Below are 24185 nucleotides of genomic sequence, written 5' to 3'. Positions count from 1 at the left end.
GTTTGATTTAACCAATATAATGATTTAACCAATCAAATTGTTTTGGCATTTAACATAAAATTAACCTCTTATTTTATTGAGGATTAGTTTTTTACGAAATATCTGTGAAGTTGAATAGAATTATTTTTAAAGTAGGTGAGCAAAAACCTGGGCATGCCAGCTGTTTTTAAAGGGAATTTCCCATTTAGTTTCTAGTTCTTGCAAGGATTGAACCATGTTATTAAAAACAATTGTTTCTGGTGTTACATTTTTAATGTTTACCAAAGTTTCAAAATCTTCTTTGCCTTGAACGTGCACCACATCATCAAGCTTGTAAGCTATATTGAAACGATTGAACAAATCAATCCCATGGGTTTGCTCAATATCTTTAATGATTCTTACAGAGCTGTCTATTGAGCAACCTGTAATACCTGCCTGGGCTTCATCAACAATTAAAATAATAAAATAACCGTAGCGAATTTCGGCTTTTGCCATTAATTCGTTGCCGTGAGCTTTCCACTGACTGGTAAAGGCCTCAAGTTTTTGAAGAATTTCTCTTTCTTCAATCGATGTTAATTTACGGTTGCTCTGGTATATCCAAACTCTTGATTGTGGAGAAAAAATCATATTACAAATTTATCAATTTAATTAACTTGCTTTCATCAAAACGCTACCCCTATGAAAAAGTTTACATTCTGCTTGCGATTATTGTGTATTCCTATTCTATGTATGTTTTTATATGCTTTTTCATCAGTAGATTCGGTTGATGAATACGTAAATTATTTGCAAAAGAGCTTTACAGAACACTATGATTTTGCGCAGGAAAGTAGCACGATAAAGAAGTACGAGCTAAATGTTACTAACAACGGTTTTTGCAGATATAAGCGTTACTTTAACAGTGGAAAGGTAGAATACTTTGCATTTAAACTTGCCAAATTTAAAGATTTGGATTATTTGGGAACATCAACAGCCGGTAAATTATATTTGCGAACAAAAAGCGATGATGTAATTGTTCAGACTTATAATGATAGGGCAGGAGATGTTGATTCGATGGCAGCGAGTATAGTAATTCCATTAAAAAATATTGAAGCCGAGGATTTAAATCAAATAAGAGAAAGCCTGACCCGAATCGGGCCCAACAAAACTATTCAATTAAAGGAAAGTAAATTATAAGCCGTTTGCTCTTGCAGTAATTTCAGCGATATCCAATACTTTTACCTCTTGTTCTTTATCTTTTAACTTGATTCCATCGCTTAACATGGTCATGCAGAATGGGCAACCTGCAGCTATCACTTGTGGGTTGGTTTCCAAAGCTTCATCAATACGCTCTACATTAATGTCTTTGTTGCCTTTTTCTGGTTCTTTAAACATTTGTGCACCACCTGCTCCGCAGCATAAACCGTTACTTTTACAACGTTTCATTTCTACTAGCTGTGCATCTAAAACTTCAAGCGCTTTTCTGGGCGCTTCGTAAATTCCGTTTCCTCTGCCAAGATAGCAAGGATCATGATAAGTAATTTTTTTGCCTTTGAAACTTTCGCCGCCTTCAGCTTTTAATTTACCTTCATTAATTAAATCCTGAATAAGTTGTGTGTGGTGAATAACATCATAAGTTCCACCCAAACCCGGATATTCATTTTTAATGGTATTGAAACAATGCGGGCAACCCGTTACAATTTTTTTGATATTGTAGGCATTCAAAACCTCAATATTTGTCATGGCCTGCATCTGGAATAAAAACTCATTGCCAGCTCTTTTTGCAGGGTCGCCTGTACAGCTTTCTTCGGTACCTAAAACTGCATATTTTATACCAACATGATGAAGGATCTTGCAAATATCACGTGTGATTTTTTGTGCCCGTTCATCATAACTCCCGGCACAACCCACCCAAAATAATATTTCTGGTTCTTCTCCTGCAGCCATTAACTCGGCCATTGTTGGTACTTTAAATTCCATTTTTTGTCTGTTCTATTTAGTATCAAGTATTAGGTATCAAGTATCAAGACGTGATGAAAATAACGTATTAAGCGTTTTCTTTAATCTTTAACTTTGGTTTCAACCTCAACCATTATTTTCTTCTGCCCAATTAAAACGGTCAGCAGGAGAATATTTCCAGGGTGCCTGATTGTTTTCAATATTGCCCATCATTGTATTAATGCTACCTGGTGCCTGAGATTCTTCCATCACTGCAAAACGCCTTAATTCAGTAATAATTTGTAGCGGATCGATGTTTACCGGGCAAGCCTGAACACATGCGTTACAACTTGTGCATGCCCAGATTTCTTCTCTGGTAATATAATCATCCAATAAAGATTTTCCATCCTGATGCTCTGCTCCGTGTTTATCAATATTCTTCCCGATTTCAGTAATTCTGTCGCGGGTATCCATCATAATTTTGCGTGGCGACAATAACTTGCCTGTTATATTAGCCGGACAAACTGAGGTACAGCGGCCACATTCTGTACAAGTATAGGCATTCATCAGGTTTACCCAATTTAAATCGGTAGCATCTTTAGCGCCGAACTTACCAGCTTCGGTTTCTGCCGGAACAAATGAAGGGTCGAGCATGGCTTTAACTTCATTGGTAACAGAAGCCATGTTTGTAAATTCTCCTTTTGGATTTAGATTTGAATAATACGTATTTGGGAATGCGAATAGTATGTGAAAGTGTTTTGAATATGGTAAGTAATTTAAAAAGGCCAAAATGCCGATGATGTGAAACCACCAGGTACTTCTTTCAATCATTACAAGAGATTGAGTGGAATTTGGCAGTAAATTTACCAAAAACTGACTGATAGGAAATGAGCCTGCAGATACATAATGGTCGTAACCTAACAACTGCAATTTTGCATCTGCTGCATTCATCAACAGAAAAGCCGTCATTAACAAAACCTCTGTGATTAGAATGTAATTGGCATCAGATTTTGGCCAACTAGTCATTTCAACACCTTTAAAGCGTTTCAGGTTTAAAACATTTCTTCTGATAAAAAAGATGATACAAGCTAACCAAACGGTAAAGGCAAGTATTTCGAAAGAACCGATTAAGAAATTATATAAACCGCCCAAACCATGAAAAATTCTGTGTGTGCCGAATAAGCCATCAATCATTATTTCTAATACTTCTATATTGATGATAACAAAACCAATATAAACGAAGAAGTGTAGAAATGCAGGTATAGGTTTTACAACCATTTTAGACTGACCAAAAGCTACGCGTAACATGGTCATCAATCTTTTTTGTGGCTGATCATTTCGATCAACAGCTTTACCCAAACGAATGTTGCGGATAATTTTGCGCATATTAACCGTAAAAAGGGCTATTGCAGCAACAGTAAGTGCAAGAAATAAGATTTGGCTCACCATGTAGTTAGGATTGTTGCGCTAAATTAGGATATTTAATTTAAATTAATTGTTATGCATGCATAAAAAAACTTCAGTTTGTATTTATTCTAAATTATTAAAAGCGAAATATATTTTAAGCTTAAAAAAATTAATTTATTGATAATCAGCTAGCGAGCTTGTTTTTGAAAAAAAAATTTTGCTTTTGGAAAAAGAACACTACATTTGCAATCCCAAACGGGAGGTGCCATAGCTCAGTCGGTAGAGCAAAGGACTGAAAATCCTTGTGTCCCTGGTTCGAATCCAGGTGGCACCACTTCAAAAGCCTTTTAGAAATAAAAGGCTTTTTTATTTTGAATTAAAGAATGTTATTTTTTGCAAAAGCATTCTTGGATTTGAAAAAAAGAATATTACATTTGCAATCCCAAACGGGAGGTGCCATAGCTCAGTCGGTAGAGCAAAGGACTGAAAATCCTTGTGTCCCTGGTTCGAATCCAGGTGGCACCACTTCCTAAAAAGCCTTTCAGCAATGAAAGGCTTTTTGTTTTAAAACAAATTTATCAACCATTATTTTTGGCTCATCTAAGCTTCCGCTAATTCAGCAACTTTATCTAAGGCTTTTGGCCAGGTTTCGTTAAAATAAGGTTTCCATTCATCTTCTACGCCCATGTCTATTTTTAAAAGTGTTCCACCATCAGTGGCTTCTAAAGTGTAATTTTCTAAGGTGCCACTCCAATTATTGTCGTAATCTTCCTTACCTTCTTTAATTTCGCCAAGATGTTCTATAGATAAATATTCATTGCGGATATTTTCCTTAATTCTCGCAATCATGCCATTGCCTGTTCCATCTCCAAAAATAGCCTTGCTGCCTTTTTGCCAATCAGTATCAACTGTTGAGTTTTCGGCAAAAGGAGTGGTCCATAAACTGTAAGTTTTTTCTCCAAATAAGATGTTCCAAACCTTTTCCGGACTTGCTTTAATCTGTTTTACGAATTGTAATTTTTCCATAGTTTCTCCAATTTTATTATTCCCAGTTAAATATCTATATAAATATAATAAACATTAAAGTTGTAAAGCTTAAAAATATGAGTTGAAATTGTAATGCAAAATTTACTTCTAATTGTAAAACAAACGTTTGATTAGTATTAAAAACAAATATTTTTTGTATATTTAATTATCCATTAGTTACAGAAATAAGTATATCGATTATTTCAGGCATTTCATCTACTTTGTTATTTTAACAAGCTACTTTTAAATAAATTCACATCATTAAATTAATATAGCGCTCTTTATAATCGTTCAATTCGAACCTGTTTATTTAGATAAGGATTGAATAGATTATAACTTTTAAAATACTTTGTTTGAGCAATCAGTTTTTTTATAAAGCAATTAATGTTTATAAAGGCTTATTAAAATAAGTCGGTTCTAAAAATAGAAGAATTTAACATCCCATCCTGTATTATTACAGAAAAGGCCTTTCAGCAATGAGAGGCTTTTTTGGTGTTTTTGAAATAAACTTTACAAAACATATGCATACTTAAAAAGTATAATATTGCGTATATTTAATAAATCGCTCATTTAGGTAAACTATTGTTCCTATTTATTCGTATTTATATTAAATCCCTTTGGAAATCAATTTTTTATGAAAAATTTCTGTATCAAACCACTAGTATCAACAGTGTTGTTTGGCCTTATTTTGGTTTCTGCTTGTAAAAAAAACAGCACTTCGCCAGATGTTGTACCGCCCACACCCGTAAATCCGGTAGGTACCCGGGATGAACTTACTAAAGATTCAATTTTTCTATACGCTAAAGAACTTTATTATTGGAATACTTCGTTGCCAACTTACGAAGTATTTAAACCAAGAAGTTTTAGTAGTAATGAAACTGAACTGTTCGCTATAACGCAGTATTCTAAAAATCCGGATACAGGTTTGCCTTATGAATATGTTGCGAATAGCACCTCTCCCAAATATTCATTTTTTGATTATGGTGCAACAGGAAAAACCGCTGCACTTAAGGCAGATTTAAATGGTACAGAAAATGATTTTGGTTTTTCTGTTTTGTACAACACCATTCCAGATTTACGCATTAAATATGTTTATCCAAATTCGCCAGCCAGTGCACAGGGATTAACAAGAGGATGCAGAATAACCGCAATAAATGGTCGAACAAATATCTCTTACAGCTCAGGTAATGTGGCTTTTTTAAATGATGCATTATTTGGAACTGCTGCTTCGATTAATTTAACCTTTACAGATTTAGCTGGCGTTAGTAAAAGCGTTACAGTTTCAAAATCTACCTATACTTTAAATCCAATTCTGTTTACAAACGTTTATACCGTTGGGACAAAAAAAGTAGGTTATGTAGTATTTAACAGTTATACAAACAATGTTACAGCTGCAATAAACTCAACATTTGCAAATTTTGCAACACAAGGCGTAACAGAAGTAATTGTAGATTTGCGCTACAATGGTGGCGGTTATGTGAGCACTGCAACTCAAATTATAGATATACTGGCTCCATCTGGCCAGAATGGAAATGTAATGTATACTTCTTATTATAATTCATACCTGCAAGGGTTAAATAACTTAACTAAGGAGCAGAAGAAAGCAACGGTTATATCGCATCAACCACTCCTCGATGCGCAAGGTAAAATACAAAGTTTTACAGGAGGCGTAAATGGTAAATATGCAACCTATGCCGATTTAGATTATTCATCAACTTCTGCAGATAACATTGAGCGTTTTGCAAAATCAGGTTCATTAAATTTGAACAGAGTATATTTTATTGTTACCGAAGCAACTGCATCCGCAAGCGAATTAACCATTAATTGCTTGAAACCGGTTATGGATGTAAAATTAATAGGTACACAAACTTATGGTAAGCCTGTTGGTTTTTTCCCTATTAAAATTGATAAGGTTGAAATGTATATTCCAGAATTTGAAACAAAGAACCAATTAGGTGTTGGAGGTTATTATTCGGGTTTGGCGGTAGATAAAGAAGCTTACGAAGACTTAACGAAAGATTGGGGCGATGCAAGTGAAAGTTTACTTAACCTTGCGCTAACTTACGCAAGAACCGGGAGTTTTGTAACCACGGCAGCTAAATCAGCTACACTAGGGGCAAATTCTACAACAAGTTTACAAAGGTTATCATCAGCTGAAATTAAATTGGTTTCTGAACAATTAGACCAGAGCGGCTTTAAAGGAATGGTTAAAGAACCGTCTAAAAAGTTTTAAGCATACAAAAGCCTCCATAATTATTTAAATTTTGGAGGCTTTGCATCTACACGTGACTTTATTTTACAATAATATTTTATTGCTAATGTCTTTATTAATGGCAATGTAGCCAGGATATTTAACTGGTGTGTTGCCAATCATAAATGTCGGCTTAATTTTTATCGTCAATAAACCAAGCTTATCATCGTTTTTAGCGCCTTTTTGCGCTGCTTTAATAATGTCGCTTAAAACATTTCCGCTTGATATTAATCCATAAATATTGCTTCCCATTTGTACAGGAACCATAACGGTTTGACCTTGCGGAATGCTAACCGGCTGGTTTACTATTCCTTCTGCTAAATCGGTGTTGTTAACCAATATTTTATATTCAAACTGATTTATTGCAGCTAAGTTTGTAGATGGATTAGTAATTTCAAGATTAAGGTTTGCTCTGAGTGGAATATCTTTTCTCAATAAACCTAAAGCAACGCCAGGCAGGCTTGCAATATTAAAATCTTGTTGGTTAAGGAGCTTGCTTAAATCAGTACCGGCTAAAGTAATTGAATTTACATTCTTTATTTTGTAGGTACAGGCTTCTAAAGCTTTAATTTGCTGAGCCTGTTTATTAATGCCGCAACCAAAAATCGTAATGGTTAGAAGGCAAAAAAATAGTGTTTTTTTCATGTGTGTCATAATACCAAGTAAGTAAGATTATTTTAGCGATATAACAATTATCTCGCCAAATACTTTATGGAGCAACGGTTTCTATCTTATCGCCTTCATCATCATCAACATCTTTATTATCTGCCGATTCAACTTCTTGTTTAGCGCTTTCTGGCTCGCTATTCTTGTTTGCAGCATCGTTTTCATCCTCTTTATTTACATTTTCATCATCAGCACCTGTTTTTGGCGTTTCTAAAGTGATTTTGTGTTTCACTTCAGTCGTTTTACTTTCTTCTGTTGATGTTGAAGGAATAATAGTTTCTACTAAAGACTGAGGATCCTGTTCAGCTTTTGGATTTTGGTTTTTATCTTGATTTTCCATAATACCTTTTTATATCAAAAGGTTTTTACGTGTCTTTTGTTTTGATATTTTACAATCTATTTAAAAGAATAGTATTTTGAAAAGTGTATAAACTAGGCGTTTTTAAGGAAAATTGTTTCAATAGTTATGGCTAAGTCGCCGCATTTATCGGCTGTTTTTTCAAATAGAGCCAAAACCTCCGATTGCCTGATTAACGTGATTGCATCAAATTCACTTTCGAACAATATAGAAATTGATTGTTCATAAAGCCTGTCTGCTTTATTTTCTAATTGTTTAATATCGGTACAGATATCGATAATTATCTGTTTGTTCTTAAAATCCTTAATTTCATTAATGGAAACTGAAAGAATAGTGCACATTTTACAAATGATTTCTGCAAATTTTACAATTGGCTCTTTGAAGTCGATTAATTGATAAAGCTCAATTTTCGTCAGGATGGAAAGGATTTCATCGGCTATATCATCGATACTTGTAGCCAATGCATGTACGTCTTGTCTATCAAACGGAACAATAAAATTGTTATTCAGCTCATCGTAGATGGTGTTAGTTGCCTTATCGCCAACCGCTTCCATGTTTTTTATTTCTTTAGAGAGCCTGTCTTTAACCGATTGGTCTTTAGAGCGCAGATATAAAACCAATGCTTCTGAAATATTAATCAAATTTTTTGCACCTGTTTCAAATAGCGGCTGGAATGTTCTGTCTTTGGGTATAAATAAACTAAAAATCTGATTCATAAATAAAATAAAATATAAGTAAATGTACCTTTGTATTGTTAACAGAATGTTGTCAAAGCGTTATATCCCAAAATTTGTTGTAGAATGTCAATAACCATCAGAAAAATAGAGCGAAAAGATAATCCGATTATTGCAGAAGTAATTAGAGTTATTTTTAGAGAATTTAAGATTGATAAACCTGGCACAGTATATACCGACCCGACAACAGATTCACTTTATGAGTTATTTGAGAAAGAAGGTTCAGTTTATTGGCTCGCCGAAGAAGATGGTGTAATTTTAGGTGGATGTGGCATTTACCCAACCGATGGTTTACCTGATGGTTGCGTAGAACTGGTAAAATTTTATGTCTCTGCAGCATCAAGAGGTAAAGGTATTGGAAAAATGCTGATGGAAAAAAGTATTGAATCAGCTCAGCACTTCGGCTACAATGAAGTTTACCTTGAATCTTTCCCCGAATTAAATACAGCAATTGGTATGTACGAGAAAGCTGGATTTAAAAATTTGGCTAGTCCTTTAGGCAATTCTGGGCACTTTGCCTGCAATGTATGGATGTTGCTGGTTCTATAGTTTATCGTTGTAAACAACCTGTTGGGATAATTTTTGAGCCGTTTTGCATAACAAAATATATCAGGCGAATTACTTTATCTAGTTTTACCATATGAGAAAAATCAGAACCATTGTTATACACTTTATATGCTGGATAGCTGTGTTGGCTTATTTTTATGGTGAAGCACTAATCAAAGGTGTTACGTTAAGGCAATCTGCATTTGACATATCAATGAATTTTATACAAATTGTTGAATTTTATATTTGCTATTTGTGGCTTTATCCCAGCTTTTTAAAGCGTGAGAAGATATTTCAGTTAATTGCCGGAATCCTTTTTACAGTTGCCATATTCATTTCCATGAGATATCTAATTGAGCAAATATTATATTTCGAATGGTTCGGTATGAAAAATTATTCGGATGATACACCTGTCTCAAAATATATATCCGATAATATTTATTACAGCATTGCATTTCTTGTTGTTCCGGCTGCGGTTTATGCGATACAGCAAAATTTTAGAACTGAAATTGCAAACAGAAAGCTGAAAGATGAGGTGGTAAAATCAGAATTAGCTTTTTTAAAATCGCAAATTAATCCACATTTTTTATACAATACCTTAAATTACGTATACTCGCTGGCGATTCCCGTTTCAGATAAATTAGCTAATGCGGTACTTAGGTTATCAGATTTAATGCGCTATACTTTAAATGATAGTCCGGATGGCAAAGTTAGTTTAAGCAAAGAAGTTGATTACCTGGAAAGCTACATTGAACTCTTCCGCATGCGATTTGAACCTAATTTTTATGTAGATTTTAAAGCGGAAGGAATAGAGGAACAAAAAATTGCAGCTTTAATGTTGATTCCCTTTTTAGAAAATGCATTTAAGCATGGTGTGTTAAATGATGAAAAACATCCAATAAGAGTGCGTTTAAAAGTTTATCAAAAAAGGTTAAGTTTTGAAGTGAGTAATAAAATCAGCCATGCGCAAAAAGATCATACCAGCGGCATTGGGTTAGTAAATATTCATCGTAGGTTAGATTTAATTTACCCTGATAAACATGATTTGCTAATTGCGAACAATGGAAATACTTATAAAGCAACATTAATTATAAACCTTTAACTATGATCCGCTGCCTTGCTGTTGATGATGAATCTTATGCATCAGATATAATTGCTACGTTTATTTCTAAAACACCTTTTTTAGAGCTTGTTGGCACCACAACCAATGCTTTTGAGGCTTTAAACATGGTTCAAAATGGTTTGGTCGATCTGGTGTTTCTGGACATTCAAATGCCAGAATTAACAGGAATACAGTTCATGAAAATTTGTGGCGATAAATGCAAGGTAATTCTAACCACTGCTTATCCAGAATATGCGCTTGATGGTTTTGAGTTTGATGTGGTTGATTATTTGCTTAAACCGATTTCTTATGAGCGGTTTTACAAGGCATCGTTAAAAGCACAGCAAATTATTTCGCCTACGCAGGTAGAAATTTTAAATGCACCAACTGCTGCCAGCGATTTTATATTTATTAAAGGCGATACCAAAAATAAGTTTATCAAAGTAAACTATAACGAAATTCTTTACATAGAAGGATTAAAGAATTATGTATCGGTTTACACCGCCAACCAAAGAATCGTGACCTATCAATCACTTAGAGAATTAGAAACCCAATTGCCACAACCGCCATTTTACCGTGTTCATAAATCTTACATTATTTCACTCGAAAAAATAAAAATGGTTGATGGTAATGCACTTTACATTAACGACCAATCTATCCCGATAGGAGATACTTACCGCGAAGGATTTTTTAAAATTATACGCGAAGGGAAGTGATGTGAGAAAGATTTTTTAAGTTTGCAGCCTACAATTAAACCAAACAATTACCATGCAGGAAACGAATTCATTAAATCAGGTTGCAGAATTTCATACTACCTTTAAACATCCTATTTTAGAAACACCGGTTATCCCTTCCAAACAACGTGCTAATTTGAGGATATCGCTTTTAGCGGAAGAATTAAAGGAGTTGCAGGAAGCTGTAGATAATGATGATTTAGTTGAAGTTGCTGATGCACTTTGCGATTTACAGTATGTTTTGGCAGGTGCAATCCACGAGTTTGGCTTAGGTAATAGGTTTAAAGCACTTTTTGATGAAGTACATCGCTCTAACATGAGTAAGGCTTGTAAAACGGTAGAAGAAGCCGAACAGACCATTCAGTTTTATTTGGATAAAGATAATACAGAATCTTACTATAAAGAAGTTGATGGATTGTTTTTGGTTTTCAGAAAAGCAGACGATAAAACCTTAAAATCTATAAATTATTCTCCAGCGGATTTAAAAAGCTTATTGGTTTAAAAATCCTTTATCAGTGCTAGCTTAATCTACTGTTTAAGATATTTAACCAGAATTGATTTTTACTCTTTAAAGGCTAAAATCAATTCTGGTTTTTTTATTTGCATCTATCTTTAAATAGAATAGGCAAAAAATTCATAATAAACTTCTTTCCAAGGTTAATGCTTTAATAAAGCGCTAAAAAATCTTACTTTTATTTTCTTAATATTTAACCATTAAATGCAGCAAAATAATATCGGAAGTGAGGAAAGGGAAGCGAGTTTTTGTGATTATGTTTTATCAGATTTCAACCTCAAAAACCTCAGTCAAACCCTTATTTTAAAGCATTTAAACCAGCAAATATTTACCGATGCCAAGGGTTTTTACAACATAAAGCCGGAACAAATAGAGTTGAATTTTGCAGCCTTTAGCTTGCCAACCGCTAATGATTTTCTAATTGTGTTGGTTCAGCAAAATGAATATTCTGTTAAACTTACCTGCAGGTGCGAAACACCAAAAACTAAACTTTGCAGCCATCAGGCACAGGTTTTATATAATATTTTAAAGTTTGATGATTTGCGCATTTTCTTTGATGATGTTTTGCGTAAACAAAAATTAGTTAAAATTGCTGAAGATTACGGCCTGGAAAACGAAGCGAATCTGGATGAATTTTTCGATTTAAAAATTGAAAATGAAAGCCTGCAGATAAAACCCAAAAATAAAGCTTTACAAGGCTTTAGTGCAGAAATGCAGCAAAACTTACAATCGGTTTTACTTCCTTCAGATAAGAATAATTTTGCTTCAAAAAATTTAAAGCCTGTTAGTGGCAATCTCATCCTTGTTTTTAGTCCGCACCGCTACTATGGCAACCTAACCTTAAATTTATTTGAAACCGAAATCACAAAAAGCGGAAAAGTTAAAAATCCGTTTAAGGCGGTAAATCCTGCTGATTTAATTTTTAAAACGGAGCAAAGCGAAGCACTCAAATATTTCGGTGGACTGAGCAGATTTCATCAAAACTATGCTACTGAGCAAATCGATATTGAGCTGGAAGCCCTGGCCGCTGTTGCTAAAAATCCATTAAATATTCCGGTTTATTTACATGATGATAAACTTTCTGCAAACCTTCAGGCTTCATCAATAGTGCCTTTCCATCTTCATTTACTCGAAATGGATTTGCGGCTCCAGGTTAATCAAAAAGACGATTTTTTCGAAATTACCGGGCGTTTGTTTATTAACGGAAACGATTATCAGTTAGATGCTTTAGCCATTAAATACCAATATTTTGTGCAGCTTAATAACCATCTATACTTAATTCATAAAGCACATTATGTTAGGGTAATTAATTTTTTTATTAAACAAAGTAATCGCCTGGTTATTCATAAAAATAAATACGAAGAATTTCAGCGAAATATCCTCATCCCCTTAGAAGGAAATATACACGTAGATTATTCATACCTAAAACCTGCAACGCCAAAACAAATTGAAGAAAAAGGATTCGATTTGGAAAACGAAAAGCTTGTTTATCTTTCAGAATCTGAAGATTATATATTGATTACTCCCGTAATGAAGTACGGCAATATGGAGATTCCGGTTCTATCGAAGAAAAAAATTCAGGCGCAGGATAAATTTGGTAACGTTTTTACCTTGCATCGGGATGAAGAGGCAGAACTTCAGTTTACGGCAGATATTATAAGGCAACATCCATATTTTTACGATCAGGAAACCAACGATTCTTATTATTTACACAGAAAACGTTTTTTAGAAGAGCTTTGGTTTTTAGATGCTTTTGATACCTGGCGAAAAAAGGATATTCATATTTTAGGTTTCAACCAACTCAAAAACAATAAACTTAATGAGCATAAACCAGATATAAATATTGAGGTTTTAAGCGGAACAGATTGGTTTGAAACCAAAGTTAAAGTTAAATTCGGAAAGCAAAACGTTGCACTTAAATACCTCCATAAATCAATACGTAACAAAAGCAAATTTGTTACGCTGGATGATGGTACAACGGGTATTTTGCCACAGGAATGGATTGAAAAATTTACCAGTTATTTTAATGCTGCCGAAATTACCGACGATGCTTTGCTGACCCCAAAAATAAAATTTGCTTCGATAAATGATTTATACGAAGAAGCATTGCTGGATGGAAATGTAATAAACGAAATAAAACTATTAAAAGAAAAGTTTAACGGGCCAGAGCATATTCAACCTGTAGAAATTCCCAAACAGCTTAATGCCAAACTACGTCCTTACCAGCATGAAGGTTTAAACTGGTTAAATTTTCTTGATGATTTTAATTTCGGTTCCATATTGGCAGATGATATGGGCTTGGGTAAAACCATACAAATTATCGCTTTCATTTTATCACAACGAGAAAAAGTACAAGAAAATGTAAATCTTGTTATTGTACCTGCGTCTTTAATTTTTAACTGGAAAGCCGAGATTGAAAAGTTTGCGCCATCTATCAAAGTAAAAACCATTTATGGCAATGAACGTACCAGGGTAACAACCGATTTTGATGATTTTGAAGTTGTTTTAACATCATACGGAACATTACTTTCTGATATTCGTTTCCTTAAAGATTTTCGCTTTAATTATATCTTTCTGGATGAATCTCAAAATATTAAAAACCCTGAATCGCAGCGCTACAAAACCGTTAGAATGTTGCAATCCAGAAATAAGGTTGCCATTACGGGCACACCGATAGAGAATAATACTTTCGATTTATACGGACAGTTATCCTTTGCTTGTCCGGGTTTATTTGGTAGCAAACAACAGTTTGCCGATTTATATTCTACACCGATAGACCAGTTTAAGGATAGTAAAAGGGCTAAAGAACTTCAAAATAAAATTAAACCATTTATTTTAAGGCGAACCAAAGAGCAGGTTGCCAAAGAACTTCCAGACAAAACGGAAATAGTACTTTATTGCGAAATGGGTGCAGAGCAAAGAGAGGTTTACGAGGCAAACAAAAAAGAAATTCAGGATTATATTTTAGGCAAAGCCGAAGATGAATTGCCAAAAAGTTCTATGCATGTGCTAAAAAGTATTACCCGTTTAAGGCAGATTTGCAACTCGGCAGCTTTACTTGCTGATGGTAAATCTTACGTCCAGGCTTCTTCGAAAATTGATGTACTGGTTGAGCAAATTGAGGGCAAAGCTCAAAACCATAAAATATTAATCTTTTCTCAATTTGTAGGTATGCTGGATTTAATCAAGCGTAGATTGATTGAGAAGGGTGTTAAATTTCAATATTTAACCGGGCAAACAAAAAATAGGGAAGAAGTGGTGAGGGATTTCCAGTCGAATAGTTCAATTCCGGTATTTCTAATCAGTTTAAAGGCCGGCGGTACTGGTTTAAATTTAACTGAGGCAGATTATGTATATTTAGTAGACCCATGGTGGAATCCGGCAGTAGAAAACCAGGCTATTGATAGGGCTTACCGCATCGGGCAACATAAAAATGTAATGGCTGTACGTTTAATTTGTCCAGATACTATTGAAGAAAAGATTATGAAACTGCAGGCAGTTAAAAAGGATTTGGTTAAAAATTTAATTCAAAGCGATGGTAGTTTTTTCAAAGGTTTAACGAAAAAAGACTTGCTCGGTTTGTTGAGTTAATACTTTTCCCTTTCAAATTTTATTTTGTTTTGTTAGGAATTATAGGCTTATGCCTGAATGCAGTTTGAGTTTGCAAGACAACAGTAAACCATATTTAATAAGCCGCTACAATTTGTTAAAAAACAGGAGTTGGATTGGTAGTCTTTTCGGTTTAATTAAATTCCAACCTTGAAATCATATTTCAAAAATCTTGGAACATTTACACTTTCGATAATTTTCCAATCGGTTTTTTCTTCCAGAAATCCTGGTATTTGTAAACCTGTATCTGTAGCTGCCTTAGTGTAAAATGTTTTTCTTGATGGGTGCTGCGGTGCACAAGCATTGTAAATTCTGCCGAAAGCTTGCTTTTGTATAATTGCCAAAGCAATACCAACTGCATCATCTTGATGAATTAAATTTACTGGTGCTAAACCATTTGGCACTGCAGTTTTACCTGCAAAAAATCTACCTGGGTTGCGCTCCGGGCCAAATAATCCCGCAAAACGAATTATGGTGAAATTGGATGGATAAACATGTCGAATAATCTGCTCGCCTTGTAAAACTACTTTCCCTGAATCTGTATCTGGATGTGTATCATCATTTTCGTTTAGGGTTTTGTTTTCATCGCCATAAACGCTGGTAGAACTAACCAAAATTACATTTTTAACTTTATGCTTCGCTGATTCGAGAATAAGTTTAATTTTATTCGGGTAATCATTTAATTCCAAAGAATTTCGTTTCGGTGGAATACAGATGAATAAGGCATCAGCTTCAAAAAAATCTTCGGCTGCCTCTATATGTTCTGCTGTAAAATTTACCAGATAAGGCTTAATCTTTTCAGCAGATAATAACTCCAACTTTTCTTTCGTAGTGGTAGAGCCCTTTACAGCAAAACCTAATTCAACCAGCTTTTTTGCAAATGCAAAACCAAACCAGCCACAACCTAAAATAGAAATATTTTTAAACGGTGTAGATTGCATAAGGGTACTTAGCTTTTATCTGTATAGTAACAAGCTCTACAGCGTGGTTCGTAGCTCTCTTTTTCGCCGAGTAAAACAGTCGATTCATCTTCAACAGTTCTATAACTATAAAGTGCAGGATTTCCACAGCACACACAAACCGCATTTACTTTAGTTACATGTTCTGCTATGGCCATCAATGCAGGCATTGGACCGAAAGGTTTACCTGTAAAATCCATATCTAAACCGGCAACAATAACCCTTATTCCTCTCATTGCAAGTTTATTACAAACAGCAGGCAGTTCATCATCAAAAAACTGTGCTTCATCAATACCAACCACTTGCGTATTTGTTCCAAGCAGCAAAATTGCCGAGGCATTATCTACAGGTGTTGAATTGATTGAATTTAAATCATGAGATACGACTGCAGAATCGTGGTAGCGTGTATCCGTTCGTGGTTTAAAAATTTCTACGTTTAATTTTGCAATCTGCGCTCTTTTTAACCTTCTTAACAATTCTTCCGTTTTTCCTGAAAACATCGAACCGCAAACAACTTCAATACTGCCCGAAAATTCGCCCCTTCTTCTAAAATTTTGTTCGCTAAATAACATGGTTTAATATATGCGCTTAGATTTATTTAAATGAGTTTCAAAGTTATTAAAATATCTGAATCGATAAGAAGCCAGTTGCCAATTAATCAGAAAATTGCTTTTGTAATATGGTTGCAATAATCGTTCAAAAAATAAATTTCTGAAAATCTAAGGACTAATCATTTGCGTAAATCGCCAACAAAATGCCTAACGTTAATCGATTTATATTACATTTTAAGCCCATTTATGGAGAATAGCGATAAACTACAGACTTTAGATAACTTATTGTTGAAGGTAAAACAACTTAGGGGATATGGTGACATGAACTCGTTTAAATTTGTAAATGACCTTAAAGATTTTGAGCATGTTTTACCAGAACTACCAATACAGTACGAACATATTATTGAAGATTTAGCATCACCTCAAACCTGGAATAACGGGAAGAAAACATTAGAAAAAAATGTTGAACATGCTATTTCTGCAACACATGAAAATAATTCTTATAAATAAATATAAAACAAATTCGAAATCTGGTTGTGTTTCTTTCTAATGCTTGATTTTTAAATATAACGCTTCGTTATCATTAATTAAGTGTTATTTTTGAACGTTTAGTTACAAACATAAATCAGTTAAAAAATCGTTTATAGTTTATGATGAATCAACAAGATATATTCAGAAAGATAGGAAGCATTTTAGCAGAACTTAATGAACAGTACGAATTTTTAGGCCAAAATCCTGAAAAGCTAAATGAACTTGAGGTTGAACTTTTCTTAGCTAATGCCGATTTTTTGGCCGACCATGTTCGAATTATAAAAAAGCTAAACCACACTGAGCCTTCTCCTACTTTTATTGAAACAGATTCGTCACTTCTTTTAAATGAGCAAAATACGATAATTCTGCCTGACGTAAAAAGCTATAAAGAAGCTGAGGAATGTTTTGACCCTGCTGAGTTACCTGAAGTTATTACTGCTGAGGAAGAAGAAGAACGTGTAGATATTCAACCTGAGCAGGAAATTATTGATGAGGAGAAAATTCATGAAGAAAAGGCTGATGAAATTTTAAGTCAGAATTTCTTTAAGCCTGATAATGAAGAGAATACTTTTGAGTTTGTTTTGAATAATCATAGTTCTGATGATAAATTTGATTATGAACAAAAATCGACAGATGAGATTTTCGACAGACCATTAAGCAGAGCTGAAGAAGAGATTTTAGCGCAAAAGAAACGTATTCATGAAAAAGATGAGCAACAAGTTGATGAGCCTACTGGTGGAGATGAGGATGAGGTTGGTCCTGAACCTTTCTTAATGCCACATGATGAACCTGTTGAAACACCTCCAGAAATTGAAACTGTAGCAGAAGAACCGCATGTAGAAAAACCAATTGAAGCATTTAAGCCAGTAGAATTGTTTGACGATTCAATCATTTCTCCGGCAGTTGAAGAAAAGCCTGCATTCTTTCCGCAAGCGGTTCCGGTAAAACCTAAACCAGTTGAGGAAGTAAAAACACCTACATTGAATGATCTTTTGGCAAAAACAAATCAGCAAGCAGAACCAGCAAAGGCACCAGTTTTGGATTTGAAACAGGCTATAAACTTAAACGAAAAGCTTTTATTTATTAAGGATTTATTTGGAGGCTACAACCTTGCTTATTCTGAAGCTATTGATATCGTAAATAAAATGCCAAATTTTGAATCAGCTGATAGTTTTTTACAGAATAACTATGCCGGCAAAAATAATTGGGCTGCAAAGCAAGCAACGGTAGATCAGTTTTATGAATTGTTAAACAGAAGGTTTAGTTAGGTTCAGTTGTCTGTTTTGGACCCGTTTAGGAGTAGAGCATTAACTATAAAAAATGCAGTAAAAATAATTATAATCCAACATTATCCTGGGTAGAGCATCACAAAAGGCAACTTATAACAGTTAATTTATAAGTAGAAAACTCATAACAGATTAAATAAATCCCATTCTGTTCGAATCCAGCTTAAGAAAAATAAAAAGTAAGATTGTAAAACTCCACAGAGAAGAACCTCCATAGCTTATAAAAGGTAATGGAATGCCAATTACGGGGATTATTCCAATCGTCATACCAATATTAATAAATACGTGGAAAAATAGAATGCAAGCAACACTATATCCGTAAACCCTGGAGAAAGTAGAGCGCTGTCGCTCGGCAAGATTTATTAACCTCAATAATAAAAAAATAAACAAGCCAATAATAACAAAACAGCCAACAAATCCCCATTCTTCACCAACTGTAGAGAAGATAAAATCTGTACTTTGAGCGGGCACATAGCCATATTTTGTTTGCGTACCTTGCAAAAAGCCCCTTCCGGTTGCTTGTCCGGAGCCAATAGCAATTTGCGATTGAATTACATTATACCCGGCACCTTTATTATCTGTTTTTAATCCGAGCATTAGCTCAATACGAGTACGCTGATGCGGTGCCAAAATATTATTGAAGGCAACTTTTACCAAAAACAGGTAGGCTATTGCAATCACGGTAACCATAACTGTAGTTATAATTATGGTTTGTTTTCGCTTATTAGCATAAATAAATAATCCGGCAACGGCGATTATAATTCCAATTAATATTGCACTTGGAACCAAAAAGTCGGCCACGAAAAGTACAATCATTCCTAAAAATATTAATAGAAAATAACCAGACAAACCTTCGCGATACAGTGGAAACATAAAGGCTAAAAATACAAGTGCCGAACCGGTATCTGGCTGAAGCATAATTAAGGCCAGAGGTGCTAAAACAATTATTGCAGCAAAAAATATCGATTTAAAATCTCTGAATTTTGGATTAAATGAGCTTACATATCTCGCTAAAAATAGTGCTGTTCCAAACTTTGCAAATTCTGAAGGTTGTAACCTGAAAGAGCCTAATGGTATCCAGGCTTGGTTTCCTCCTACATTTCTTCCTACAAACAAAACAACAACTAGCAATAATAATGTGCCTCCATATACAAATGGAGAAAAAACATTAAACAATCTGCCATCAAAAAGTAGAATAGATAAACCTAATATTAAACCGGTTATGATGTAAATCAGTTGCTTACCATAACTGCTTCCAAAATCAAAGGCAGAAGAATTTTCTGGATGCGGTATAGATGCATAAATATTTACAAAGCCGATTGCGCACAAGCAGATGTAGATTAACACCGATATCCAATCTACATTAAAAAAGAAGCGATTGCCCTGCTGTTGCATTATTTATTGGTATTTATTTTTGTTTTTTTATTTAATTGTACCGAAATCACTTCTTTTGATGAAGCTGATTTTATGCGAATACTATCTTGAATCCTTTTGGCAGAATCGGCCTTTTTAATAGAAAGACTATCGGCTTTGGTTAATTTAGGTTTCTTTGATTTATCAATTATCAATGGTAGTAAATTCTGGCTTTTCATCCATTCTACCTGATTAGCCCTTGCACCGGAAACCTGTCTGGTGATATATTTTTCTACCATATAACTCGCTATTGGAGCAGCGTATGTACTGCCATAACCAGCATTTTCTACAATTACAGCAATGGCAATTTTAGGATTATCACGAGGCGCAAAACCAATAAATACAGAGTGATTTTTTCCTCTTGAGTTTTGCACTGTTCCGGTTTTACCACACATTAAAATATTTGGTATGCGAGAAAGTACTGCCGTACCCCACGAAGTATTTACTGCATCCTGCATTCCATCTATAACCGGTTCAAAATGTTTTGCATCTACGCCAACGTAGTTTTTCTCAACATATTCTTTTTTAATTCTATCGCCTATGGCTTTAATTAAGTGCGGCTTTATGTAATATCCACGATTAGCAATTACAGCCATTGCATTGGCAATTTGAAGTGGGGTAGCTGTAATTTCTCCCTGGCCAATAGCCTGAGAAATCACGTTAGTGTAGCCCCATCTTTTGCCATAAAGTTTATCGTAATGGTCGCTGTTGTAGAAATATCCCTTCTTTTCAAAAGGTAAATCTATATCCAATTTAACACCAAAACCGAATTTAGACACTTTATCCCGCCATTCCTGATAAGTTTGACGCTGATTTTTCATCCCATTTTTAGTTATCAGTTTTTGAAAAACATAACAGAAATAGGTATTACAAGATCTGGCAATACCTCGCCTTAAACTTATTGAACCATCAAAGTGCTCACATTTAATTTTTCTATTTCCTGCCTGATAATAATGTGGACAAAAGAATGTAGTATTTGGGTCGATAACACCTTCCTGCAAACCAATTAAAGCATCAATGGGTTTAAAAGCAGAACCCGGAGGATAATAACCTTGAATTGGTCGCACAAGCGATGGTCGATATGGATTACCAATTAAATCCATATAATGATTTCCTTGATCTTTACCAACTAATAAGTTTGGGTCGTAACCCGGGCTACTTACCATCGATATAATTTCACCGGATGATGGCTCAATGGCAACGATAGCACCCACTTTATTTTGCATTAACTCTTCGCCAAGCTTTTGCACCTGAATGTCGATTCCTGAAATTAAACGTTCTCCAGCTATGGCATTAATATCATATTTACCATCAGCATAACTGCCTTGAGGTGTATTATGAACGTCATAAATCGTATTTACAACACCTCTTTCTCCTCTCAAAACCTCTTCGTAAGAACGTTCTAAGCCACTTTTTCCAATGTAATCTCCAGAGCGGTAATAGTTTTCTGATTTTTCAATATCTAATTGACTAACCTCTTTTACATAACCAAATAATTGTCCGCCTACGCTATCAGGATAGTGGCGAATGGTTCTGTCTTGCGTAGAAAAGCCCGGAAAGCGGTACATAATTTCTTGCAAACGAGCATAACTTTGAACAGAGATTTGCTTTACAAAAGGCGTAGCCTGGTATGGCGATTTCGCCCTCGCTTTGCGCATAAATTTGCGGGCATCTGCAAGCGAAATTTCTAATGCATTAGCAAGTGCAAGTGTATCAAAAGCTTTAACTTCATTAGGTATAACCATTAAATCGTAAACAGGCTCGTTTTGTACGATAACTTTACCAGTTCTATCCAGAATTGCACCACGAGCCGGGTATTTAAACTTTTTCTTTAATACATTACTTTCTGCCGAAACGAATGCTTTATCACTAACAATTTGTATATAAAAAAGCTTTGCCAGAAGAATTAGGGCAACTACAATAAATAAGCCTTGAATAATATACTTCCTGTTAAATAATTGCTCCATTAGCGAGATGTTCTTTTATAGAAAATAAACTCTACAAGTAAAATAATGAGTAGCGTAAATATACAACTTAAGCCGCATCTCATTAATGTGTAGTTAATTTCAGTTAGCTTAAATGTTTCTAAAAAGAATAAAACCAAATGGTGCGATACTACACAAAGAAAGGCATATAACGCAAACCATTGAAAGCCCATATAGCTTAGTGATGGTTCCGGATCGTCAATAGCGTCGCGGTTTAAACTGATTGAAATAAAAGATATTCTAACAAAAGCCATTACCGTACAAGCTGTTGCATGTACGCCCATGGTGTCATAAAAAGCATCGAGTGTTAAACCTGTGGCAAAAGCTAAGGCATACAACAATATGTTCGGGATGCCAAATGGCAGCAAAAGAATAAACAAAACGTAAATAAAAGGCGTAGATAAATCATAAAAGCCCATGTTTTTAAGCAGAAATATCTGCACAAATAAAAGGATGAACCACCTGATTAGGTTTACTATAATTAATCTGCTGTTCATTTCGGAGTAACAGGGTTTTCTAAAATTTCTTGTTCTTTTGCCAATTTGTTTTTAATAACGTAAACATACTGTAATGTACCAAAATCGTTAAATAAGCTCAGTTCGCCCGATAAAAAATTATCATTAGTTGCCACACCGGTTTTACTTAATCTACCAACAGGAACACCAGCCGGAAATTTTCCAAAACCCGATGTAACTATTGTATCACCAACGTTCATCTTAATATGGTTTGGCACTTCTTTAATAAATGCTTTCCTGATGTCGAAGTTATTATCGCCCCAAACCAAAGAGCCCAATGCATTACTTTTTTTAATGGTTACACTAATTTTAGTGTCTTTATGCAATAAGGATTGAATGGTTGCTAAATGCAATGAAACATCTCTGATAAATCCGACTACACCTTTTTGGGGAGAAATAACTGCCATTCCAGTTTCAATACCATCTACTGAACCTTTATTAATAGTCATTACGTTATTTCTAAGTGTGATGGAGTTTTTAACAACCTTTGCTGCAAGGTAAGTGTATTGCTGGTTGGTAAGCGTATCGTTAACCTTCACATCTTTTGCAGAATCGATAGTTGTTAGAGCCAATAATTGCGATTTTAATTTTGCGTTTTCAGCGGCAAGACTATCATTTACCATTCCAAGGTTTAGGTATCTTTTAAGCACATTTAATTGCTCATAAGCATTTCCAACAACTTCGTTAGATGAATTTAAGGTTACACTGCGTGGATAAGCATTATTTTTAATGGTAAGGTAAATCCCTATAACAAAAAAAATAATGAACAGGAAGAATGCGTTATATCTGCTTATGAAAGTCCAAAGGTTACGCATTTATGTTATAAGTTAAAGGTAATACGTTGTAAGTTGATAACGTAGAACGCAAAACTTACAACGTAAAACCTGATTACTGCATTAAGAATTTATAACCACCAATATTTTTAAGGGCAATACCAGTACCACGTACTACAGCACGAAGTGGATCTTCTGCAACGTGAACAGGTAATTTAGTTTTTGCGGCAACGCGTTTATCTAAGCCTCTTAATAATGCACCACCACCGGTTAAATATATGCCGGTTTGGTAAATATCTGCCGATAATTCCGGAGGAGTAATTTCTAAAGCTTTTAAAATTGCTTCTTCAATCTTCGAAATCGATTTATCTAAACAGTGCGCAATTTCAGTATAAGAAACCGTAATTTGCTTAGGTACGCCCGTCATTAAATCTCGACCTTGAACCGCGAAATCAGAAGGCGCATCTTGCAATTCAGGTAGCGCTGCACCAACTTCAATTTTAATTTTCTCAGCGGTACGGTCACCAATCATAATATTATGCTGACGACGGATGTAGTTTACAATATCGGAGTCGAAGTTATCTCCCGCAACGCGGATAGATTGATCGCAAACAATACCAGATAAAGCGATAACTGCAATTTCAGTTGTCCCACCACCGATATCAATAATCATATTACCCATCGGTTCTTCTACATCAATACCAATACCAACTGCAGCAGCCATCGGCTCATGTATTAAGTAAACTTCTTTAGCACCGGCAATTTCTGCAGAGTCACGTACGGCACGTTTCTCAACTTCGGTTATACCCGATGGAATACATATTACCATTCGTAATGATGGAAACATCCAGCCTTTACCACCGTTCAACATTCTAATCATACCTTTAATCATTGCTTCAGCAGCGTTGAAATCGGCAATAACACCATCTTTTAATGGGCGAACGGTTTTAATATTATCGTGGGTTTTACCCTCCATTTGCATCGCCTGACGGCCAATTGCAATTACTTTATTTGTAGTACGATCAAAAGCTACAATAGATGGCTCATCTACCACAACTTTGTCGTTATGTATAATCAGGGTATTCGCAGTGCCTAAATCAATGGCAACTTCTTGCGTAAACCAGTTAAATAATCCCATGTAAAAGGTGTCTTTATTTTAATTTTGTTTAAATCTATACTATTCCTAATGTAAAAATAGGATTTTTATTGTTTTATGTTTTATTTTCATTCTTCATTTAATTGATTTTGTTGCAATTAAAATATTTATTGAAAATCAAAAGCGGTAATTCTTAGGTTAAACCAGTCCCGCTTTTTGTTCCAATCTTTTTGTGT

At 34.7% G+C, this 24185-nt stretch carries 23 protein-coding genes and 2 tRNA genes; 11 read left to right on the top strand and 14 right to left on the bottom strand.

Features of this window, described 5'->3' with window-relative positions:
* Positions 1 to 126 precede the first annotated feature (126 nt).
* Positions 127 to 606: an ABC transporter ATPase gene (locus tag LUA90_RS03445; protein WP_231462315.1), complete on the bottom strand. Its 480-nt coding sequence runs from the start codon at positions 604 to 606 to the stop codon at positions 127 to 129.
* A gap of 51 nt (positions 607 to 657) precedes the next feature.
* On the opposite strand from LUA90_RS03445, the gene LUA90_RS03440 reads away from it, so the two are divergent.
* A complete protein-coding gene (locus LUA90_RS03440; RefSeq protein ID WP_231462322.1) occupies positions 658 to 1152 on the top strand; it encodes a hypothetical protein in 495 nt (164 codons plus the stop codon).
* Here the strand turns inward: LUA90_RS03440 and LUA90_RS03435 are convergent.
* Together LUA90_RS03435 and LUA90_RS03430 are read right to left on the bottom strand one after the other, a co-directional pair.
* Positions 1147 to 1935, bottom strand: a complete 789-nt coding sequence (locus LUA90_RS03435; protein WP_231462324.1) for a (Fe-S)-binding protein — start codon at positions 1933 to 1935, stop codon at positions 1147 to 1149. The genes LUA90_RS03440 and LUA90_RS03435 overlap by 6 nt on opposite strands.
* A gap of 105 nt (positions 1936 to 2040) precedes the next feature.
* Entirely contained in the window at positions 2041 to 3342 is a 1302-nt protein-coding gene (locus LUA90_RS03430; RefSeq protein ID WP_231462326.1) for a 4Fe-4S dicluster domain-containing protein, read from the bottom strand.
* Between the two features lie 219 nt (positions 3343 to 3561).
* On the opposite strand from LUA90_RS03430, the gene LUA90_RS03425 reads away from it, so the two are divergent.
* Together LUA90_RS03425 and LUA90_RS03420 are read left to right on the top strand one after the other, a co-directional pair.
* Positions 3562 to 3634 (top strand) — tRNA-Phe (locus LUA90_RS03425).
* A gap of 118 nt (positions 3635 to 3752) precedes the next feature.
* A tRNA-Phe gene (locus LUA90_RS03420) sits at positions 3753 to 3825 on the top strand.
* 75 nt (positions 3826 to 3900) lie between these two features.
* On the opposite strand, the gene LUA90_RS03415 is transcribed toward LUA90_RS03420, so the two are convergent.
* The gene (locus LUA90_RS03415; protein WP_231462328.1) at positions 3901 to 4326 is read right to left on the bottom strand and encodes an SRPBCC domain-containing protein; all 426 of its coding nucleotides are present in this window, start codon (positions 4324 to 4326) and stop codon (positions 3901 to 3903) included.
* 634 nt (positions 4327 to 4960) lie between these two features.
* On the opposite strand from LUA90_RS03415, the gene LUA90_RS03410 reads away from it, so the two are divergent.
* Complete coding sequence (locus LUA90_RS03410) at positions 4961 to 6559, top strand: S41 family peptidase (RefSeq protein ID WP_231462330.1); 1599 nt, start codon at positions 4961 to 4963, stop codon at positions 6557 to 6559.
* Between the two features lie 63 nt (positions 6560 to 6622).
* On the opposite strand, the gene LUA90_RS03405 is transcribed toward LUA90_RS03410, so the two are convergent.
* From LUA90_RS03405 to LUA90_RS03395, 3 genes are all read right to left on the bottom strand, one after another.
* Positions 6623 to 7222: a hypothetical protein gene (locus LUA90_RS03405; protein ID WP_231490166.1), complete on the bottom strand. Its 600-nt coding sequence runs from the start codon at positions 7220 to 7222 to the stop codon at positions 6623 to 6625.
* Positions 7223 to 7286: 64 nt separating this feature from the next.
* Positions 7287 to 7583, bottom strand: coding sequence for a hypothetical protein (locus LUA90_RS03400; protein ID WP_231462372.1), 297 nt, complete (start codon positions 7581 to 7583; stop codon positions 7287 to 7289).
* Positions 7584 to 7675: 92 nt separating this feature from the next.
* Positions 7676 to 8317, bottom strand: a complete 642-nt coding sequence (locus tag LUA90_RS03395; RefSeq protein ID WP_231490164.1) for a DUF47 domain-containing protein — start codon at positions 8315 to 8317, stop codon at positions 7676 to 7678.
* Positions 8318 to 8401: 84 nt separating this feature from the next.
* Here LUA90_RS03395 and LUA90_RS03390 point away from each other — a divergent pair, with 84 nt between their 5' ends.
* From LUA90_RS03390 to LUA90_RS03370, 5 genes are all read left to right on the top strand, one after another.
* The gene (locus tag LUA90_RS03390) at positions 8402 to 8884 is read left to right on the top strand and encodes a GNAT family N-acetyltransferase (protein ID WP_231462385.1); all 483 of its coding nucleotides are present in this window, start codon (positions 8402 to 8404) and stop codon (positions 8882 to 8884) included.
* A gap of 91 nt (positions 8885 to 8975) precedes the next feature.
* Positions 8976 to 9983 carry a sensor histidine kinase gene (locus LUA90_RS03385; RefSeq protein ID WP_231462387.1) on the top strand — a complete coding sequence of 336 codons (1008 nt, stop codon included), beginning with the start codon at positions 8976 to 8978 and terminating at the stop codon, positions 9981 to 9983.
* A 2-nt stretch (positions 9984 to 9985) separates the two neighbouring features.
* Complete coding sequence (locus LUA90_RS03380; RefSeq protein WP_231462389.1) at positions 9986 to 10699, top strand: LytTR family DNA-binding domain-containing protein; 714 nt, start codon at positions 9986 to 9988, stop codon at positions 10697 to 10699.
* 52 nt (positions 10700 to 10751) lie between these two features.
* Complete coding sequence (locus tag LUA90_RS03375) at positions 10752 to 11219, top strand: nucleoside triphosphate pyrophosphohydrolase family protein (protein ID WP_231462397.1); 468 nt, start codon at positions 10752 to 10754, stop codon at positions 11217 to 11219.
* Positions 11220 to 11435: 216 nt separating this feature from the next.
* Positions 11436 to 14822 (top strand): DEAD/DEAH box helicase, encoded by a 3387-nt coding sequence (locus tag LUA90_RS03370; protein ID WP_231462409.1) that lies wholly within the window; start codon positions 11436 to 11438, stop codon positions 14820 to 14822.
* 155 nt (positions 14823 to 14977) lie between these two features.
* Here LUA90_RS03370 and LUA90_RS03365 read toward each other — a convergent pair whose 3' ends face one another.
* Positions 14978 to 15781 carry an NAD(P)-binding domain-containing protein gene (locus LUA90_RS03365; protein ID WP_231490162.1) on the bottom strand — a complete coding sequence of 268 codons (804 nt, stop codon included), beginning with the start codon at positions 15779 to 15781 and terminating at the stop codon, positions 14978 to 14980.
* An 8-nt stretch (positions 15782 to 15789) separates the two neighbouring features.
* Positions 15790 to 16371 (bottom strand): thymidine kinase, encoded by a 582-nt coding sequence (locus tag LUA90_RS03360; protein WP_231462413.1) that lies wholly within the window; start codon positions 16369 to 16371, stop codon positions 15790 to 15792.
* Positions 16372 to 16596: 225 nt separating this feature from the next.
* On the opposite strand from LUA90_RS03360, the gene LUA90_RS03355 reads away from it, so the two are divergent.
* Positions 16597 to 16860: a hypothetical protein gene (locus tag LUA90_RS03355; RefSeq protein ID WP_231490160.1), complete on the top strand. Its 264-nt coding sequence runs from the start codon at positions 16597 to 16599 to the stop codon at positions 16858 to 16860.
* Between the two features lie 140 nt (positions 16861 to 17000).
* Complete coding sequence (locus LUA90_RS03350; protein ID WP_231490159.1) at positions 17001 to 18149, top strand: hypothetical protein; 1149 nt, start codon at positions 17001 to 17003, stop codon at positions 18147 to 18149.
* Positions 18150 to 18299: 150 nt separating this feature from the next.
* On the opposite strand, the gene rodA is transcribed toward LUA90_RS03350, so the two are convergent.
* The 5 genes from rodA to LUA90_RS03325 form a co-directional block, all read right to left on the bottom strand.
* Entirely contained in the window at positions 18300 to 19562 is a 1263-nt protein-coding gene (rodA, locus tag LUA90_RS03345) for a rod shape-determining protein RodA (protein WP_231462419.1), read from the bottom strand.
* A complete protein-coding gene (mrdA, locus tag LUA90_RS03340) occupies positions 19562 to 21547 on the bottom strand; it encodes a penicillin-binding protein 2 (RefSeq protein WP_231490157.1) in 1986 nt (661 codons plus the stop codon). Before mrdA ends, rodA begins: the two co-directional genes overlap by 1 nt.
* The gene (locus LUA90_RS03335) at positions 21547 to 22062 is read right to left on the bottom strand and encodes a rod shape-determining protein MreD (RefSeq protein WP_231462428.1); all 516 of its coding nucleotides are present in this window, start codon (positions 22060 to 22062) and stop codon (positions 21547 to 21549) included. The genes mrdA and LUA90_RS03335 overlap by 1 nt, the downstream gene beginning before the upstream one ends.
* Entirely contained in the window at positions 22059 to 22895 is an 837-nt protein-coding gene (gene mreC / locus LUA90_RS03330; protein ID WP_231462430.1) for a rod shape-determining protein MreC, read from the bottom strand. The genes LUA90_RS03335 and mreC overlap by 4 nt, the downstream gene beginning before the upstream one ends.
* Before the next feature lie 73 nt (positions 22896 to 22968).
* Positions 22969 to 23991: a rod shape-determining protein gene (locus LUA90_RS03325; protein WP_039478263.1), complete on the bottom strand. Its 1023-nt coding sequence runs from the start codon at positions 23989 to 23991 to the stop codon at positions 22969 to 22971.
* Positions 23992 to 24185 lie beyond the last annotated feature (194 nt).

Origin of the sequence: Pedobacter sp. Leaf170 (assembly GCF_920984665.1) — a bacterium.
GTDB lineage: Bacteria > Bacteroidota > Bacteroidia > Sphingobacteriales > Sphingobacteriaceae > Pedobacter.
Note: the sequence above shows the minus strand (reverse complement) of the source record. Positions and strands in the feature narration are given on the sequence as shown.

Coding starts and splice junctions, on each gene's coding strand:
- LUA90_RS03360 (WP_231462413.1), bottom strand. CDS start 16,371: ATGTTATTTAGCGAACAAAATTTTAGAAGAAGGGGCGAATTTTCGGGC.
- LUA90_RS03365 (WP_231490162.1), bottom strand. CDS start 15,781: ATGCAATCTACACCGTTTAAAAATATTTCTATTTTAGGTTGTGGCTGG.
- mreC (WP_231462430.1), bottom strand. CDS start 22,895: ATGCGTAACCTTTGGACTTTCATAAGCAGATATAACGCATTCTTCCTG.
- LUA90_RS03375 (WP_231462397.1), top strand. CDS start 10,752: ATGCAGGAAACGAATTCATTAAATCAGGTTGCAGAATTTCATACTACC.
- LUA90_RS03390 (WP_231462385.1), top strand. CDS start 8,402: ATGTCAATAACCATCAGAAAAATAGAGCGAAAAGATAATCCGATTATT.
- LUA90_RS03415 (WP_231462328.1), bottom strand. CDS start 4,326: ATGGAAAAATTACAATTCGTAAAACAGATTAAAGCAAGTCCGGAAAAG.
- LUA90_RS03445 (WP_231462315.1), bottom strand. CDS start 606: ATGATTTTTTCTCCACAATCAAGAGTTTGGATATACCAGAGCAACCGT.
- LUA90_RS03435 (WP_231462324.1), bottom strand. CDS start 1,935: ATGGAATTTAAAGTACCAACAATGGCCGAGTTAATGGCTGCAGGAGAA.
- LUA90_RS03355 (WP_231490160.1), top strand. CDS start 16,597: ATGGAGAATAGCGATAAACTACAGACTTTAGATAACTTATTGTTGAAG.
- LUA90_RS03335 (WP_231462428.1), bottom strand. CDS start 22,062: ATGAACAGCAGATTAATTATAGTAAACCTAATCAGGTGGTTCATCCTT.
- LUA90_RS03380 (WP_231462389.1), top strand. CDS start 9,986: ATGATCCGCTGCCTTGCTGTTGATGATGAATCTTATGCATCAGATATA.
- mrdA (WP_231490157.1), bottom strand. CDS start 21,547: ATGGAGCAATTATTTAACAGGAAGTATATTATTCAAGGCTTATTTATT.
- LUA90_RS03405 (WP_231490166.1), bottom strand. CDS start 7,222: ATGAAAAAAACACTATTTTTTTGCCTTCTAACCATTACGATTTTTGGT.
- LUA90_RS03400 (WP_231462372.1), bottom strand. CDS start 7,583: ATGGAAAATCAAGATAAAAACCAAAATCCAAAAGCTGAACAGGATCCT.
- LUA90_RS03430 (WP_231462326.1), bottom strand. CDS start 3,342: ATGGTGAGCCAAATCTTATTTCTTGCACTTACTGTTGCTGCAATAGCC.
- LUA90_RS03370 (WP_231462409.1), top strand. CDS start 11,436: ATGCAGCAAAATAATATCGGAAGTGAGGAAAGGGAAGCGAGTTTTTGT.
- LUA90_RS03395 (WP_231490164.1), bottom strand. CDS start 8,317: ATGAATCAGATTTTTAGTTTATTTATACCCAAAGACAGAACATTCCAG.
- LUA90_RS03350 (WP_231490159.1), top strand. CDS start 17,001: ATGATGAATCAACAAGATATATTCAGAAAGATAGGAAGCATTTTAGCA.
- LUA90_RS03410 (WP_231462330.1), top strand. CDS start 4,961: ATGAAAAATTTCTGTATCAAACCACTAGTATCAACAGTGTTGTTTGGC.
- rodA (WP_231462419.1), bottom strand. CDS start 19,562: ATGCAACAGCAGGGCAATCGCTTCTTTTTTAATGTAGATTGGATATCG.
- LUA90_RS03440 (WP_231462322.1), top strand. CDS start 658: ATGAAAAAGTTTACATTCTGCTTGCGATTATTGTGTATTCCTATTCTA.
- LUA90_RS03325 (WP_039478263.1), bottom strand. CDS start 23,991: ATGGGATTATTTAACTGGTTTACGCAAGAAGTTGCCATTGATTTAGGC.
- LUA90_RS03385 (WP_231462387.1), top strand. CDS start 8,976: ATGAGAAAAATCAGAACCATTGTTATACACTTTATATGCTGGATAGCT.